At 59.9% G+C, this 16,871-nt stretch carries 11 protein-coding genes and 1 tRNA gene; 5 read left to right on the top strand and 7 right to left on the bottom strand.

The window, feature by feature from the left end:
- The first annotated feature begins 635 nt into the window (after window positions 1-635).
- Together acnA and AC24GY_RS21585 are read left to right on the top strand one after the other, a co-directional pair.
- Window positions 636-3,407 (top strand): aconitate hydratase AcnA, encoded by a 2,772-nt coding sequence (acnA, locus tag AC24GY_RS21590; protein WP_487687089.1) that lies wholly within the window; start codon window positions 636-638, stop codon window positions 3,405-3,407.
- A gap of 122 nt (window positions 3,408-3,529) precedes the next feature.
- Complete coding sequence (locus tag AC24GY_RS21585; RefSeq protein WP_487687086.1) at window positions 3,530-3,991, top strand: PH domain-containing protein; 462 nt, start codon at window positions 3,530-3,532, stop codon at window positions 3,989-3,991.
- Window positions 3,992-4,000: 9 nt separating this feature from the next.
- On the opposite strand, the gene AC24GY_RS21580 is transcribed toward AC24GY_RS21585, so the two are convergent.
- Window positions 4,001-4,921 carry a LysR substrate-binding domain-containing protein gene (locus tag AC24GY_RS21580; protein ID WP_487687084.1) on the bottom strand — a complete coding sequence of 307 codons (921 nt, stop codon included), beginning with the start codon at window positions 4,919-4,921 and terminating at the stop codon, window positions 4,001-4,003.
- 103 nt (window positions 4,922-5,024) lie between these two features.
- Between AC24GY_RS21580 and AC24GY_RS21575 the strand changes: the two genes are divergently transcribed.
- Both AC24GY_RS21575 and AC24GY_RS21570 read left to right on the top strand, forming a co-directional pair.
- Window positions 5,025-6,155, top strand: coding sequence for an HlyD family secretion protein (locus tag AC24GY_RS21575; protein WP_487687081.1), 1,131 nt, complete (start codon window positions 5,025-5,027; stop codon window positions 6,153-6,155).
- Window positions 6,156-6,195: 40 nt separating this feature from the next.
- A complete protein-coding gene (locus AC24GY_RS21570) occupies window positions 6,196-7,794 on the top strand; it encodes a DHA2 family efflux MFS transporter permease subunit (protein ID WP_487687080.1) in 1,599 nt (532 codons plus the stop codon).
- A gap of 9 nt (window positions 7,795-7,803) precedes the next feature.
- Here AC24GY_RS21570 and AC24GY_RS21565 read toward each other — a convergent pair whose 3' ends face one another.
- From AC24GY_RS21565 to AC24GY_RS21540, 6 genes are all read right to left on the bottom strand, one after another.
- Window positions 7,804-10,290: an exopolysaccharide transport family protein gene (locus AC24GY_RS21565; protein WP_487687077.1), complete on the bottom strand. Its 2,487-nt coding sequence runs from the start codon at window positions 10,288-10,290 to the stop codon at window positions 7,804-7,806.
- 9 nt (window positions 10,291-10,299) lie between these two features.
- Complete coding sequence (locus AC24GY_RS21560; protein WP_487687075.1) at window positions 10,300-11,466, bottom strand: GNAT family N-acetyltransferase; 1,167 nt, start codon at window positions 11,464-11,466, stop codon at window positions 10,300-10,302.
- Window positions 11,467-11,534: 68 nt separating this feature from the next.
- Window positions 11,535-13,286 (bottom strand): DUF4091 domain-containing protein, encoded by a 1,752-nt coding sequence (locus AC24GY_RS21555; RefSeq protein ID WP_487687073.1) that lies wholly within the window; start codon window positions 13,284-13,286, stop codon window positions 11,535-11,537.
- Window positions 13,283-14,539 carry a glycosyltransferase gene (locus AC24GY_RS21550; RefSeq protein WP_422317977.1) on the bottom strand — a complete coding sequence of 419 codons (1,257 nt, stop codon included), beginning with the start codon at window positions 14,537-14,539 and terminating at the stop codon, window positions 13,283-13,285. The genes AC24GY_RS21555 and AC24GY_RS21550 overlap by 4 nt, the downstream gene beginning before the upstream one ends.
- Window positions 14,536-15,603: a polysaccharide deacetylase family protein gene (locus AC24GY_RS21545; RefSeq protein WP_422317975.1), complete on the bottom strand. Its 1,068-nt coding sequence runs from the start codon at window positions 15,601-15,603 to the stop codon at window positions 14,536-14,538. Before AC24GY_RS21545 ends, AC24GY_RS21550 begins: the two co-directional genes overlap by 4 nt.
- Window positions 15,604-15,852: 249 nt before the next feature.
- Complete coding sequence (locus AC24GY_RS21540; RefSeq protein ID WP_487687070.1) at window positions 15,853-16,671, bottom strand: 3-keto-disaccharide hydrolase; 819 nt, start codon at window positions 16,669-16,671, stop codon at window positions 15,853-15,855.
- A gap of 112 nt (window positions 16,672-16,783) precedes the next feature.
- Here AC24GY_RS21540 and AC24GY_RS21535 point away from each other — a divergent pair.
- A tRNA-Met gene (locus AC24GY_RS21535) sits at window positions 16,784-16,860 on the top strand.
- Window positions 16,861-16,871: the final 11 nt, after the last annotated feature.

The raw sequence follows: 16,871 nt of genomic DNA, 5'->3' as shown, positions 1-16,871 counted from the left end.
GGGATCTTAGAACAGCTTCAGAACCGTGCAACTACATTGTGCTGTTTTTTGCAAAAAAGTTTCGTTCGAAGCATCCAATTCGTCTTTTCCTGCCGATTCGCGCCCCATTTCATGCCTTGGATCTCGTGTTCTCATTGTCTGCAAAAAGCGGCTCTTGAAAAACGACGATTTGTCTACGTAAACACGCCATTTTTAAGCTCTGAGAACGCATCACTTTTTAAGGCCTGCTGGTCAGAGTGTGCATGCGTTGATCCCAAAACTTCATCTTTCTGCGCGGGCATCAGACATTTTCTTCTTTCCGCTCGATTTCATTCATGATTGAGCGCGGTTTCGGCAGGCATTCGCTTGTGCAAATGAGCCATCAAAAACAGGGCCCAATATCGTGCATCTTGTTTGCCTATAAAACATCGTTGGTACCGCCCTCTTATGGGCACTGTCCTCATAACTGAGACGCGCCTCCGCATTGCGATGTTCGCCTCCCGCCCCACTCTCTTTAGGGTCGATAGGGACAATGACAGATGCCCCGCTTTGAGGCGCTTTGGGATCTGACGTGCCTTCTCCCGTATGTGTGGAGGACAAAAAAGTGGTGTCATTCGTGCTACTCTTGCTATTTCGTTGGCTGCTACCCCATTCCAATGAACACACCACTCACCTTCACCACTGGCTCCGGCGCTCCCGGCAAATTTTACTCTCTTCCCGCTCTTGAAAGTGCCGGTGTAGGCAATGTCTCTCGTCTGCCAGTGTCCATCCGCATCGTGCTGGAGTCCCTGCTGCGTAATCTGGATGGGAAGAAGGTCACCGAGGCCGACGTCAAAAACCTCGCGAACTGGAACGCGAAGAACCCGGGTGAGTATGAGATCCCCTTCACCGTCGCCCGCATCGTGCTGCAGGACTTCACCGGCGTGCCCCTTCTTGTCGATCTGGCCGCCATGCGCTCGAAGGTGAAAGAACTCGGCAAGAACCCGAAGATGGTCGAGCCCCTCGTGCCCGTTGATCTCGTGGTCGATCACAGCGTGCAGGTGGACTTCGCCGGCACGCAGAATGCGCTGAATCAGAACCTCGCGCTGGAATTTGAGCGCAACAAGGAGCGCTACCAGTTCCTCAAATGGGGTGAGCAGGCCTTTGACACCTTCAAGGTCGTGCCTCCTGGCATCGGCATCGTGCATCAGGTGAATCTGGAATACCTCGCCAAGGGCGTGCTTGAAAAAGACGGTGTGTATTATCCCGATTCCCTCGTCGGCACCGATTCGCACACGACCATGATCAACGGCCTCGGCGTCGTTGGCTGGGGTGTGGGTGGCATTGAAGCCGAAGCAGGCATGCTCGGCCAGCCGGTGACCTTCCTTGTCCCGGAAGTCGTCGGTGTTTACCTCAAAGGCGCGCTTAAAGAAGGCGTCACTGCCACCGACCTCGTGCTCGAAGTCACCCAGAAGCTGCGCAAGCTCGGTGTCGTCGGCAAATTCGTCGAGTTCTACGGCCCCGGTGCTGTCAGCCTGCCTGTCACCGATCGTGCCACCATCGCCAACATGGCTCCTGAATATGGTGCCACGATGGGCTTCTTCGGCGTGGATGAAGAGACCATCGCCTACCTGCGCGGCACCGGCCGCAGCGAAGAGCTCTGCACCACCGTCACCAATTACTACAAGGCCCAGGGCATGTGGGGCATCCCCACGGAGAAAGGCAGCATCGAGTTCACCACCGAGATGGAGATGGACCTCAGCACCGTGGTCCCCTGCGTTTCCGGCCCAAAACGCCCGCAGGACCGCATCGAAGTGCCTGCATTGAAATCCAAGTTCAACGAGCTCCTCGTGGCCGATGTGAAAGCCGGCGGCTTTGGCAAAACACCCGTCTCGCAGGTCGTCGAACACCTCGGTGCCTCCAAAGCTGATGGCATCGACGTCACCGGCGCAGCAGCAGGTGTGGATGTGGTCTCCGACCAGACTAGCTTCGAAGTCACCGTTGATTCCAAAGGTGGCATCAAAGACACCATCACCGACGGCAGCGTGCTCATCGCCGCCATCACGAGCTGCACCAACACCAGCAATCCAAGCGTCATGCTCGCCGCAGGTCTCCTCGCGAAGAAGGCGAACGCCAAGGGCCTCACAGTGAAGCCTGCCGTCAAAACCAGCCTCGGGCCAGGATCCCGTGTGGTGACCGATTACCTCACAAAAACCGGCCTCCAGGTCGAACTCGACAAGCTCGGCTTCCAGACCGTCGGCTACGGCTGCACCACCTGTATCGGCAACTCCGGCCCGCTCGATGCAGGCATCGAAGACGTCGTCAAAGGCCAGGATGTCGTTGCTGCCAGCGTGCTCTCTGGCAACCGCAACTTCGAAGCCCGCGTGCATCAGAGCATCAAGGCCAACTTCCTCATGAGCCCCCCGCTTGTGGTCGCCTACGCCATCGCCGGCACGGTTGATATCGATCTGAGCAAAGACGAGCTCGTTCCCGGCAGCGGCGTCTATCTGAAGGACATCTGGCCCACGCTCAAAGAAGTGCGCGATGCCATGGCCTCCGCTCTTTCCCCGGATGTCTTCCGCAAGCTCTACACCGACTTCGCTTCGCAGAATCCGAAGTGGAACGAGATCCAGGGCGGCATCGGCGAAGTCTTCGAGTGGGACGGCAAGTCCACCTACATCCAGCATCCGCCGTTCTTCGCTGACTTCAGCATGACCCCCGGAGACATCACCGAGATCAAGGGCGCCCGCCCGCTCGGCATCTTCGGCGACTCCGTCACCACGGACCACATCAGCCCTGCGGGTGCGATCAAGAAGGCCAGCCCCGCTGGTCGCTTCCTGCTCGAACACGGTGTCACGCAGGCTGATTTCAACAGCTTCGGCAGCCGCCGTGGCAATGACCTCGTCATGACCCGTGGCACCTTCGCCAACGTGCGCATCAAGAACCTCATGCTGGGTGGCAAGGAAGGTGGCGACACCCTCCTCCAGCCTGCTGGCACCGAGATGAGCATCTACGACGCTGCTGAGGCCTACAAGGCCGCTGGCACGCCTAGCATCATCCTCGGCGGTGAAGACTACGGCATGGGCTCCAGCCGCGACTGGGCCGCCAAAGGAACGCGTCTGCTCGGCGTCAAAGCCGTCATCACGAAGTCCTTCGAGCGTATTCACCGCAGCAACCTCGTCGGCATGGGCGTCCTGCCCTGCAACTTCAAGGACAAGGCCGACTACGACAAGGTCAAGGACCTCAGCGATGCCACCTTCGACCTCCTGGGCCTGAGCAACGACTTCAAGCCCATGAGCGAAGCCACCCTCCGCGTCCACAAGGCCGATGGCAGCAGCTTTGACGTCCCGGTCGTCGTTCGCATCGACACCCCCGTCGAAATCGACTACTACCGCGCCGGCGGCATCCTGCCGTATGTGCTCGCCCAGATCCTGCGCGCCAATGCGTAAGCCGTAGAACGAGCTCCAAGCTCGTTCCCTCCCGCCACAACTCAACAATCATCCGGCAGACCGCAAGGCTGCCGGATTTTTGTTTTCTGGCATGTTTCACCGGAAGGATCACAATCCACCGCATGGACACCACCACCGTCTTCCCCATGATTCCTGCCGCGAGTAAATCGCTGTGGTTCTTTGCCATCATCAGCCTCATCCTCGTCGGTGCCCTGTTGCTGATGGTCTGGCTGGCGTGGTCCATGCAGCATGTGCGTTTCACGGTTTCCAATGATGGCCTGCGACTTCAAGGCGATCTCTATGGTCGAACGGTCCCGCTCAAGTCGCTCAAACTCGACGAGGCGGTCGTCACCAACCTGAGCACCGACAAAGAGCACCAGCCGAAATGGCGCACGATGGGCACAGCGCTGCCAGGCTACGCCGCCGGATGGTTCAAACTTCGCAATGGGGAGAAAGCGCTGCTCTTTGTCACGGACAAGACACGCGTGGCACGCATTCCGACCACGGAAGGCTACAGTGTCATGCTCAGTGTGAGCGAGCCCGCAGAGCTCATTGACGCCTTAAAGCAGCAAAGCGCGCCCTAGAGGCTCCGTTCACCGCCCGGCCACCTGAGTCTCCACCTTTTTGGCCTCTTCTTCCACGATGCCCAGAAACGTGTCACGCAGGCCCGAAGGGAAATGCTCATCGTAAACGGCGCAGAGGTTGTAATGCAGCCCCTTGTCGCTCACCAGCAGCGCTGCGCAGCCGGGGGTGCCCGTGCGTTCGGCGATCTTGGGAATCAAGGCGACGCCTTCACCAGCCGCGACCATGCTGACCAGGTTCTCCGCATTTGAGGCCGCACTGCCAAACTGCGGCATGAAGCCGATGCTGCGGCAAATCTCCCGCGTCCAGACCCGCTGCGCATCGCTGCCATACATGAGGATGTGCAGAAACGTCTCATCCTCCAGATCCCGCAGCCGCACCGTACCTCTCTTCGCCAGGGGGTGATGTTCTGAGACCAGCACAATCAGCGGACTGCGGAGAATGTTCCGCACCGCCAGTCGTTTGCCCGCCGAGAGCTTCGCGAAGATCTCCGGCACAAAGCCAATGTGCATGCGTCCGGCAAAGATTTGCGTGAGCTGGTCTGAAGGCCCCGTCTCCGTCACACTGATCCGCGCCTTCGGCAGAGCGGCATGCAGCCGGGTGAGGCACGCAGGCAGAAAACTGATCGTCAGCGAACCCATGGAGCCGACGCGGAGTTCGCCAGTGGTGCCTGCCGCAGCCTCTTTCGCACGCGCCACGGCCTTTTCCGCCCGTGCGAGAACCGCACGCGCCTCCTTCAGGAACACCGCACCCGCATCCGTCAATGCCACGCGGTTCCGGTTTCGCTCCAGCAGCTCAAGCCCCAGCTCCTCTTCCAGATCGCGGATCTGCGTGCTCAGCGAGGGCTGCGCCAGCCGCAGCCGTGTGGCCGCACGGCTGAAGCTCAGGGCTTCCGCAACGGCCACGAAGTAGCGCAAATGACGCAATTCCATTCAACACCTTATAGCTTTTAGCTATAACGCGCAAAGGAAACAAGTCATGTCCGGCAGGCCCGCAGCCATGGATGATGGGGTCGAAACTAAACCAGAGAAAGCCATGAGCACCCTCGCACTCGACCCAAAAACACTCACCCCGGAAATCGAATTCGATGATCCTCCCTCACGCACCCAGCCTGCCACCCGAAGAAGGGCGCTGAGCACCCGCACCCGGCTTCTCCTCGTCGGCATTCCTGCGCTGGCTCTTGCTGCCACCGCACTCAGTTTCTGGCTCTCCTACGCGGTCAAGTTTGAGGAAACGGATGACGCCTTCATCGAGGCGGATGTGCACCCCGTCAGCAGCCGCATCATTGGCGACGTGCTCGAAGTCTTGGTGGAGGACAACCAGATCGTCGCCAAAGGCCAGCCGCTCGCCAAGCTCGACCCACGCGACTACGAAATGAAGCTCGCCTTCGCCAAAACCACGCTGGAACAAGTGGCCGCACAGATCCCTCAGGCGGAAGCAGCGCTGGCAAAGGCGCATGCCGCCACTCGCGAGACTGCTGCGAAGGTGGCGGTGGCGGCAGCACAGCTTGAAAAGGCCCGCCTCGACTTTGAGCGTTCTGAAAAGCTCTTCGTTCCCGAAGGCAAGGCCATTTCCAGACAGGAGTATGACAGCACCAAATCCGCCTTTGATTCCGCCACGGCAAACCACAACGCCGCAGTCGCCTCCCAGGAGGCAGCAACAGCCGGCGTTCGCGCCGCAGAGGCGGACCTGATCGTCGCCAAAGCAGGACGCGATCATGCGCAGACGGTCGTGGATGATGCCCAGTTGCAGCTCTCTTACACCATCCTGCGTGCGCCGGATGCCGGACGCGTCGGCAAGCGCACGATCCAGACCGGCCAGCATGTGCAGCCCGGTCAGGCGCTGCTCGCCGTGGTGTCCCAGAACAACTGGGTCGTCGCCAATTTCAAGGAGAACCAGCTTGCCCAGATGCGCGCAGGTCAGCCAGTGGAGGTGAAAATTGACGCCATCCATGGTCAAAGTTTCCACGGCCATGTGGACAGTTTTTCTCCTGGCACCGGCGCCAAGTTCACCCTGCTGCCCCCCGACAACGCCACCGGCAACTTCACCAAAATCGTCCAGCGCCTGCCGGTGAAAATCCTGCTCGATGCATCCGACTCCCAGGCCTTCGCCAGCAGGCTCTCTCCCGGCCTCTCGGTCATCGCCACCGTGCGCTTGAAACCTTGAGCCAATCGCCCTCGCCCGCAGCCTTCAACCTCGCACCGCCATGACCCGCAGCCTCACACTCTCCGCTCCGCTGGCTGAACCCGTGCCCGCTTCCCGCGAAAGCCTTCGCAACTGGATCGCCGTGCTCGGCTCACTGCTCGGAGCCTTCATGGCGGTGCTCGACATCCAGATTTCCAATTCCTCGCTGCAGAACATCACCGGCGGCATCGGGGCCACGCTTGATGAAGGCTCCTGGGTGTCTCTCTCCTACCTGGTGCCGGAGATCGTCGTCATTCCCCTCTGCGGCTGGCTGGCCCAGGTCTTCGGCATGCGGCGCTACCTCATCTGGAACAGCGTGCTGTTCCTGGTCTTCTCCATCTGCTGCGGCTTTGCCTGGGATCTTTCCAGCATGATCGTTTTCCGCGCTCTGCAGGGATTCACCGGTGGTGCGCTCATCCCCATGGCATCCACCATGGTCCTGCTCAAACTGCCAGCGTCCAAACAGCCTGTCGGCTTCGCGCTCTTCGGCCTCAGCGCCATGTTTGCCCCGGCCATCGGCCCCACCGTTGGCGGCTGGATCACGGAAAACTATTCCTGGCCATGGATCTTCTACATCAATCTGGTGCCGGGCATCATCCTCGTGTCCGCCATTGCCTACGGTCTTGATGACACGCCGATGCGTCTCTCCATGCTGAAGAAAGGCGACTGGACCGGCATTCTATTCATGGCGCTCGGTCTCGGCTCGCTCACCGTCTTTCTGGAAGAAGGCACGCGCGAGGACTGGTTCGGCTCCGAGTTCATCACCTGGCTCGCCATCATCGCCGCCATTGCGCTGCCGGTGTTCGTGCTCATTGAACTCCTGCGAAAAAAGACCGCGCCCGTCGTCAATCTCCGTCTCTTTGCCCGCCGGAATTTCCTGCTCGGCAGTCTGGTGAACCTGGTGCTGGGTCTCTGCCTCTATGGCTTCATGTACCTCCTGCCCGTCTATCTGGCGCAGATTCAGGGCTACAACGCCATGGAGATCGGTGCCACCATGATGTGGGTGGGCCTGCCGCAGCTCATCATCATGCCCTTCATGCCCCTGTTCATGAAGTGGTTCGACAAGCGCGCCATTGTTGCCCTCGGCCTCGGCCTGTTCGGCCTCAGCGCTATGCTGATGAGCGGCATGACCGCCGACACCGCGCACGATCAGCTGGTGCTGCCGCAGATCGTCCGTGCCGTCGGCCTCACTTTCATCATTGTTCCGCTTTCTCTCATCACCACCGGCGGCATCGAGGCGCAGAATGCCTCCAGCGCCTCCGGCCTCTTCAACATGCTGCGCAATCTCGGCGGCTCCGTCGGCATCGCTCTGCTCTCCGCGCTTCTCACGCAGCGTGAGCACTTCCATTCGCATCACCTCGGCGAGGCCGTCAGCCTCTACAATCCCCTCACCCGCGACCGCCTGGCCGCGATCGCCCAAAATCTCATGTCTCAGGGCATCGATGCCGTCGGTGCCCAGGACCGCGCCCTGCATCTGCTGGATGCCACCCTGCGCAAGCAGGCCTTCATCCTCGCCTACAATGACTGTTTCCACGTCGCCGGCCTTTTGCTGTTCGCCATGATCCCGCTCATCTTCCTGTGCGCGAAGACCTCGGGCTCAAGCGCGGCAGGCGCGCATTGAAAGCCCACATTAGCCGCCGTTCACCACCATGCCACGCAGCGCGCTCGATGACATCATCGGCTGCAGCAGCGCCAGACCGGCGCGCAGCTGGGAGGGGGTGGTTTTGGAGGGGTTGTGGACGATGAGCACATCGGTCGCCAGCGGGGCCAGCGGAGCCACGTTGGCAAAGCTCTTCAGCAGAGGGGAGGCATCGAGAATGATCCAGTCCACTTCCGTCTTCGCACGTTCGATCCAGCTGCGGTAGCCGTCGAGCAGCTCGTTGGTGGCGTGTGCGGGCAGATCGCAGCCGGGCAGCAGGAAAAGATTGCTGTGGCCGTAGCGCAGGGCCTCCAGGCTGCTGGCATAGGCGCCGTAACCCTGCACGGCCCGCGGGAACCACTGGTGCAGCGTGGGGGAGGACGGATTGCACTCCATCATGAACACACGACGGCCCTGGTGGCAGAAGGCGGCGGCCAGCGCGGCGGCCACCAGCGTTTTGCCATCTCCGTTGCCCGCACTCGTGATGAGAATCACCCCGGCTGTGCCGCTGCGGTTCATGGCTTGTTGTTCGAGCGTGCTGGTGAGCTGATGGAGCGCACTGGAAGCGCCGATGGGTTCTGGTTTCAGCAGTTCCGAAAGCATGGCCTCCGGGCTGGATCTCTGCACATAGGGGAGACGGGCCAGAATGGTGGTTTCACCCTTGGCAGGCTTGATCACCGGCATCTGACGCGATTGCGGCGGCTGCGGCGGAGGCGGAGGCGCTGCAGGACGATTCATTACAGGCGATGGACGCTCCGTAGCAGGCAAGGCCGGCGTCGCAGGGCTGGCAATGGTGAAGGGAGAAGCACGCGGCGGTGCCTGAGCCTGCTGAGCCGGAAAGCCATAGCCATACGCGGTGTGCTGCGTTTGATCCTGCATCACTGGCTTTTCGACTTTGGGGCTGAAAAGCTTCTTCACATGATCGTCAAAAATTCCCCAGCCCACTGGCAGGCCGATCAAGGTCAGACCAAACAGTATCACGGCAGCCAGGGCGGCGATGGGCTTGCTCGGTTTCACAGGTTTTTCCGGCACCGTTGCCACATCCGCCACACGCAGCAGACCGCTGTCACGGAACTGGCCCGTGAGTGCTGCCTGACTGCGGCGCATCTCGATTTTCTCATAGAGATCGCGGTCCATTCGCACCTGATCACGCAGCAGACTCTGCTGCACGTTCTTGCCATTGACGTCCAGCGCCACGCCGCGTGCTTCTTCGAGCTGGCGGCGGTAGTCGGCCAGCTGGCGCTCCTGCGACTCCACCTCGGCCTGGATCATTCCACCGACAGAGCTGATCGCGCGAGCCAGCGACCCGCGCAGCGCTTCGATTTCATTCGTCAGACCGATCATGCGTGGGTGTTTGCGGCCGCAGGTGGCCTCCAGAGGCGCACGTTCGGCGATCTTGGCATCAAGCTGCTTGCGGATGAAATTCACATCCGGGTTGTCTGCAAACAACCGAAGTTCGGTCAGGTCACGCCCGGCCTTCTGGGCAGCCACAAGATCATTGAGATCACTTTTCGCCTTGGTGAGCTTCAGGTCAGCCTCCGTGATCGCGACGTTAAGCTGGCGCACCTTGTCGTTGGAAACATCCTTGGAATCGACGTCTTCCATGATGCCCTGGCTTTTGCGGTATTCCGCGAGCTTCTGCTCCGATTCACGCAGGCGCTTCAGCAACTCCGCAGACTTGGTTTCGAGGAAGGTGGAGGCATTCGCGCTGAGCTGGCCTTCCTCCTCGGCCACATAGCGGGTGTACTCTTCCGTGTAGTGATTGGCGAGATCGGCGGCGGTCTGCGGATCACGGTCGCGAATCTGCACCCGCAGCACGTGCGATTCCTTGAGCGGCTCCACGCGTGCATTGCTGATCATCAGATTGATGAACCGTTCACGTGGATCGCCCGGCTTGCCCGGCTTGTACAGTCCCAGCAGTTTCATCAGCTCGTCCTTGCGGCTGAGCGAGTGTGCCTCACGCTCCAGAAACACATCACGCTCCTTCGCTGGAAAGTGGTCGAACAAATAACTCAGGTAGCGCCGGGACAGCAGCTCCGCACGGTGGTTGTTGATCAACTGCACAGCGCTCAGTTCTCCAGGACCGCGGGAGACCGCTCCATCAATGTCAACCGGACTGGCATCCTGAATGCGCAGCAGCAGCTGCGACTCCGCCTCGTAGATCTTCACCCCCATGCCGAGGTAGTAAAACGTCAATGCCCCAAGCATGAGACCCAGCACGGCAGCCCGCAGCCAGCGCTTGCGGATGTAGCCGATGACATCCACGAGACTGATGAGCGACTGCACCTCAAAATCCTGCGGATTGATCGGCGGCAGGAAGGCACGCGGGTCAAACACCGGCGACATGCCTGGGTTCGCCGGCATGGTCATGGATGGAGCCATTGGCACCAGTCCACGCGCTGGTGGGAGGGCAAGCATCGCTCCAAAGCCGTCCGGTGGGGCGGCGTTCGAGGGCTGGATGCTGTAGGAAATGGCCATATGAATGAATTAAGCAGCTGGAGGGAGAACAGGTTCATTCCCCTCCTGAGAATCGTTGGGACTGATCACCACTGAAGAATTGGACCGTGGCAGCCAGCGGCGCACGGTGCGCAGAGCACAAAAGGCGGTGGCGCGCCAGCTTGCTGGATTGAAACCTTCGAGATCGAGCAGCCAGCGTGTGCCGTCACACCACTGACGTTTGTATTCGTAGTCGCCGGGCAGCATGTCATACACCTGCAGGCCGTGCTGGATGCAGCAGTCAACAGCCCAGCGGATCACCAGCTTTCCAGGGGAAATCTTCGCCAGGGACCGATCCCAGCCCGACTGATACTGAAAAAACTGCTCACGCTCAACGAAACCGTACAGCGCGGCCACCAGTTTGCCGTCGGCTTCGAGCAAGGGCATCCATGCGCGCTGCTGCGGCAGCCAGCGAGCCGCCAGGCGCTGGTGAAAACGCCAGGAAGCCTCCGTGGTGAAGCTGCTGATTCCCTCCGCCCACTGCATGGCATGCAGCACCCGAAATTCCTTCATCGTTTCGTCAATGGTCATGCGCTCACCGACTTGCGTGGCGATGCCAGCATGCTCTGCCGTAAACGCTTTGCGACCACGGCGCAGTAAATTGCGCCATTTGGAGCTGTGGCGTGCCTCGTATTCTTCCCAGGACGCAGGCAGGTTGATAAAACGGGTGACCTGGCGGTTCAGCACTCCGGCATCGCTGAAAGCCTCCTCCAGCACCGCGAGGAGATGGGGCCTGTTGGGAGATTCTTCGAGAAGATGATTGAGCCGGACATTGTCGCATTCAGGCCGCAGGATCTTGAACACGCGGCAGAGCTGAGGCGTCAGTTCATCCTCACGGCCGGCGGGCACGATGAGGTCCAGCCGCTCGCCATGCGCATCTCCAAACCCGGCCAGAAAGGTCAGGGTCACGAGATGTTTGCGCACCGCATCCGATTCAGAGGCGAGCATCAGCGGCGCAATGGCCTGCGGAATACCTTCGGCATCCCGCAGCACTCCAACGACCAGCCGTGCCTCTTGACGGCATTCTTCCCACCACAGGCTCATCCAGTCCCAGCGAACGAATGGCGAACTCGTGGCCATTTGCTCGACCAGTGTGTCCCAAAAAGGCTGCAGCGCATAGAAACCCGCTTCGTCGCGTACGATCTCGAGCGTGAGCACGCCACGACATGGTTCTGGGCTTGATGGAGCCGAATCGCGGCGCAGTTTGTGAAGAAACATGGTTGTAGTCACTTGGCACCTCCTGCTGGCACGGCGGCTGTTTGTTTGTGTTGCTGCGCGGATTCGATCAGCGCACCCAATTGCTGGCGCGCCTTCAGCAGTACGCTGGAATTGTCATCCCAGTCGCCAAAACCACGCGCAAAACCGTTCGTCAAACGACGTGCCTCCTCTTCGAGGCCCAAATGACGCGCCAGCATCAGGTAATCGTAGTCTTCCACCGTCTCACGCAGCCATTTCAGACGCATGGACGCCACCGGGGCATTGCGGCCCTGACGTTTCTCCGTGGCAGGGTAAATGTAGGAGCCGTCGCCATTGTAAGTCGCACCATCGGGTGTTTTGAAAGTGCCGGCATCCTGCCAGACATCCACGCCTTCAGCGGCAAAGATGGTGTCCCAGTAATCAAAGCCCGTGATGCCATGCTTTGGGAACAGCCAGCCGACGATGCGATGCGCCATCGGCGGGTAATCGAGCGCCCACACGGGTGGAAAGCTGCTGGTGAGCTGCTTGGGCCTCCCGTGCTGCTGTTCCCACGCCACTGGCATCTGCACGAGCGCTGCATACGCCCAGATTTCATCACCTGCCTGACGGCGCAGAGCGATGTCATGCTTGCCTCCGGCCCATTCCATGTCCTTCCACACTTCGCTGAAATGCGGCACCCAGATGTCCACCGCACCGGCCAGTGAACCCCACGCGGCCTTTTCGGCCGTCGGCTGCTCGGTGACGTGCAGTGGCACACGCACGCCGTGCTTTTTTTCCACCTCGTTGAAGAACTCGCCCCAGCGGCGCACGGTGGCATAAGCGGCCTCGTCGTTCGGCTCATCGAGATCTCCCATGATGACGTAGCCGCGTGACTCACAGTGGATTTTGGCCAGCAGCTTCATCCATTGCGCGACATAACTCATCGCCGCAGCGCGATCTTCGCCCAAGGGATCTTTGAACGGCCACTGCGGCCAGATCGGCAGGCCGATGCTGTTGCAATGGCGGTGCAGCAGGTGCTTTCTCAGCGCCCGTTCCACCTTGTCTTCATCCAGCCTGCCGGTGCTGGCGTCAGGATAGCTGCCGTAGATTTGATCCACGCTGAGCCGATGCTCCGCGAGCAGGTCGTAATAGGCATTGAGCAGACCCGCGTGCGCCAGCGAAGGTGCATTGTCATGATACTCCAGTCCATGCACCTGGGCGACGTGACGCACCGTGGTCATGATCGAAGTGCGCAGCTTGGGCACCACGGGCAGGTCAAAATCCCACACGTTGAGTGTGTAGCTGGCGATGGCTTTCATGCCATCGGCAAACTCGAACCTCACTTCGCCGGTATATGCCCCCGGTGCAGCCGTGTAAGGCACAAAGACATCCACCCAGTAAGGCTGGTTCACCACTTCCGTCCCGCTGAGCTCCTGCGCAGGCATGTCCAGCGGCACCAGTGCATCCGGATAATCGCCCGGCGGCAGCGGTGCCATCGACGTGGACTGGGTGACGCGCACATAGTGCTCACGCAGCACTTTCGGGGCTGGCAGCAGGGCGGCAGAATCATCCTTGGCGATCCCCGTGGCGATCACATGCATCGTTTTAAGCTGCTCCGGCGTGGCGGTGACGATGATCTGCAGCGGCTCCCACTCTCCGCGTGCTGCGCACAAGATGTTTGTGGCTGCCGTCGGCGCGTCGCCGCCACGGGAAATGCGGGTCATGCCATCGCAAAACGACACTTTCACCGGCTGGGCAGCCGCGCAGGTGGTCAATGCCAGGAGCAGGAGAAGTGCTTTCATGACTTCACCTCCACGAGCTCTGCGTAGGTTTCCGCATACTGCCGTGCAGCATGGGCGATGGTAAGTTTCTCCAGCACCCGCTGGCGCGATTTCAGGGCAATTTCCTCACGCGCTGCGGCTCCAAGCTGCAGCGCCTGTTCCCAGGCTCTCGCCAAGGCAGAATGATCCTGCATGGGCACGACCTGTCCGACACCCTCAAGCAGTCGCCCGCAGTCACCCACATCCGTGGTGACACACGGCACACCGCAGGACATCGCCTCAATGATGGTCATCGGACATGCTTCGGTGCGTGAGGAAAGCGAGAACACACTCAGCGCAGGATACAAACGCCACGGGTCGGCACGGAAAGAGTCAAAGCGCACCTGCTGACGCTGCGGCATCATGGCCAGCAGCTCACGCTCCACTTCGCCCAGTTCGACTTCGACTCCACCGCAAAAAACAAAGTGTGCCTCCGGCACCCGGGTCTGGAGCAGGGCCGCTGCGCGCAGGAAGGTCGCCAGATCCTTCATCTCATGAAAGCGCCCGACGAATCCGATCACTGGTGCTGTAGGCGGCAGTTTCAGTTCGGCACGCGTGTCCAGTCCGGCATCCGCGTCTGGAACAAAGCGTTCAGCGCTGATGCCATTGGGAATCCAGCGCATTTTGGCGCGCGGATAGCCGATGGCGGCGTGGTCTTCGATGGCGGTGGCGGAGCAGGAAATGATGCGCTGCGGAATAAAACGCGAGCTGCAGGCCAGCGCACGGCGGAAGAGCGCCATCTTGGAGTCGCTGTCACCGGGGTTGCGGTGGATTTCGCGGCAATGGATGCTCCAGACAATGTGGCGCACTCCAGCCACCCGCGCAGCCCAGCCGCCCACCAGATCGGCATGATGTGTCCACGTTTGCACAATGTCGGGACGCTCCGCACGCAGCACAGCGTGCAGTCTCGCGAGTGTACGTGGATTGAGGTAGGTGGTGCTCTCCAGGTCATGCACATTCACCCCGGCCTCCTGCAGCCGCTTCAGCTGATGCGGCCAGGGCTTGGCATTGATGGCCACAACGACGGTTCGGAACTGCGCCGGATCGAGCGATTCAGCCAGGTTCATGAGCATCGCCTCCGCGCCACCACCGCCGATGCTGTAGGCAAAGTGCAGCACCACCGGGCGGCGGTCGAGTGCGGGTGCAGGCATGGATTGCGCAGCCACGAAGGCACGCATCGGCTGCTGGATGGGCAGCTGCAGCGTGTTACTCGTGGCAAGCGTGATCGTCCTCATATCATCGAAATCGCTTTCAGGCAGCTCTGCCGCCAGTCTTTGAGTGTTTCGAACGCGCCAGACACCGTGGCTTTCGCCTCCAGCACGGATTCAGGCGAGCCGTAGCGTGGCAGCTGGTGCATCGAGACAGTGTCATGAACGCGGCCGCTGATCGTCGTACAGGCTGCTTTGAACCCCGCTTCACGCACAAGCATGAGTGTTTCGCGGGTAAAATCGTCCGGCCCGCCGTTGGGATAGGCAAAAGCAATGGGCAGCTCACCGAGCTCGGCGTGAATGCGATCACGGCAGGTGGCAATTTCCGCACGCATTGCCATGATATCGCAACGCGCCAGAATAGGGTGCGTGTGCGTATGACCGCCGATGTCCACGTGACCACTGAGGGACATTTCACATGCCATCTCCCACGTCATCGGACGCATGGCGTTGGGCAGATCGTCAAATGCAGGCGTTTTGACCTCCAGCGCCTCCTCCAAACGGTCCACCTCGCTCAACAGATCTGCGTCCGGCAGTTCCTTGAGTTCTGGAAGCAGCTGCCTGAGGGACTGCTGACGCAGCTCGTATGTGCCGAGATAGAGGCGCAGTTTTTTACCATTAATCCTCCAGTCGAGCAGCTCCTTCTGCGTTCGACCGAGCGCGAGATCAACCCGCTGAAACCAAAACATTTCCACCCGATCAAGGAAGCCCGTGGCGACAAAGATGGTGGCGTGCAGCCCGAACTCCTTCAAAATAGGGAACGCCAGTTCGTAGTTGGATGCATACCCGTCGTCGAAAGTGATGACGACTGAGTTGTCAGGCAGTCCGGATCCCTGGCTGCGCGCTTCAACGAGATCTGCCAGCGATATCACGCGGTACTCTTTGGCCAGCATGGAGCAGATGTTGCGGAAAGCATCGACATCCAGATGCAGAGACCAGTCGAGGATGTCCCGACCTCCTGTATTTTCACTGAGACCATGAAACGTTAAAATCGTGGCCTCGGAGGAACGCCGTGTACGCGAGAACGATGCCAGCCCGCTCCCGACAAGGGCGGCGGCTTTGATAGAGCGCGAGTGTAGGGCGAGCGGCATAATCAAAGGGTTAAAGAAAAGTTTAGGCCCTCAGCCGGAGGTGGCTGGCTGGCTGGCATGGCGGTTATAGAAATTTGGCAATCGCAACAATTACACACATTTTAGGTGGCGATTTATTAACTTCAATGAAATTATCATAAATACTGTATCAATCTTACGCTTTCCTTACTTTTGAGCTTTGTCGCTTAAACACAACAAGACCGGAGGGGTTGCCTCCGGCCTTGAGATTAAAAGACGCTTTCTGCAGCCTCAGAGCGGCCTGATCCAAATGTTTCGAATCCGCACCGGCGGCTCGTTTTTGTGGTCTTGGATGCGGATCGGTGCTTTTGCGGGGAACTCACCCGTGTAGTCCGTGATATTCTTGTGCTTCGTCGGTCCCATGATCTTCGTGTGGTTCTGCACGCAGATGCCGTTCACAAAGGTCGTGATGTAGGCAGGCTCCACCACTTTGTCGCCTTCCAGCTTGGGCGCGGTGAAGACGATGTCATAAACCTGCCACTGGCCTGCAGGACGCACGGCGTTCACCAGCGGCGGCGTCTGGCCATACACACCACCCGTCATGCCATCGGCATAGGTGGGGTTGTTGTCGCAGTCCAGCATCTGGGATTCGTAGCGGTCCATGAAAAACACCCCGGCATTGCCTTTTTTCTGGGAATTGCCCTTTGTATTGGGTTCGCTCATCCATTCCAGATGGAGCTGGCAGCTGGCAAACTCCTGCTTCGTCCAGCAATCACCACCGGAGATCATCATCACTCCGCTGTCGGTTGTCCAAGGGCAGGGAATGATCTTGCCGGTTTCCTTGCCCTTCGCGTCCTTTTCCTTCGCCTGCAGCGAGTCGGCATTGATCACAATCGCATCTGCAGGTGGGTCGCCGGGCTTTTCTCCAGGAGCCACAGCGGCTGGACGAGGGCGGTCGATGTCGTGAACCTTCCACTGGGTGCCTGGAATGACCGGCGTGTCCGAATAGCCGATGGGTGAAGGTTTTTCTGGAACGGCAGGTTTGGAGTCGGCAGCCAAGGCCGGAAAACTCGCCAGAGCAAGCAGGAGGGTTGTAGCAGTGTGTTTCATTGGGGAAGCAGCAAACGAGAAGCCGCAGGCGATATTGCAGGTCAAGATGTGAAGTAATGTAAATACAGGTTGCCAATCCTTCGATACCGCCGATTCTAGTCCCTCATCAAATCGCGGGATGGAGCAGCCCGGTAGCTCGTCAGGCTCATAACCTGAAGGTCGTAGGTTCAAATCCTACTCCCGCAACCAATTTCAAAGCC

This window comes from Prosthecobacter sp. Pr1 (assembly GCF_057652315.1).
The sequence above is the reverse complement of the archived record's forward strand: the minus strand, read 5'-3'. Positions and strand labels throughout refer to the sequence as shown.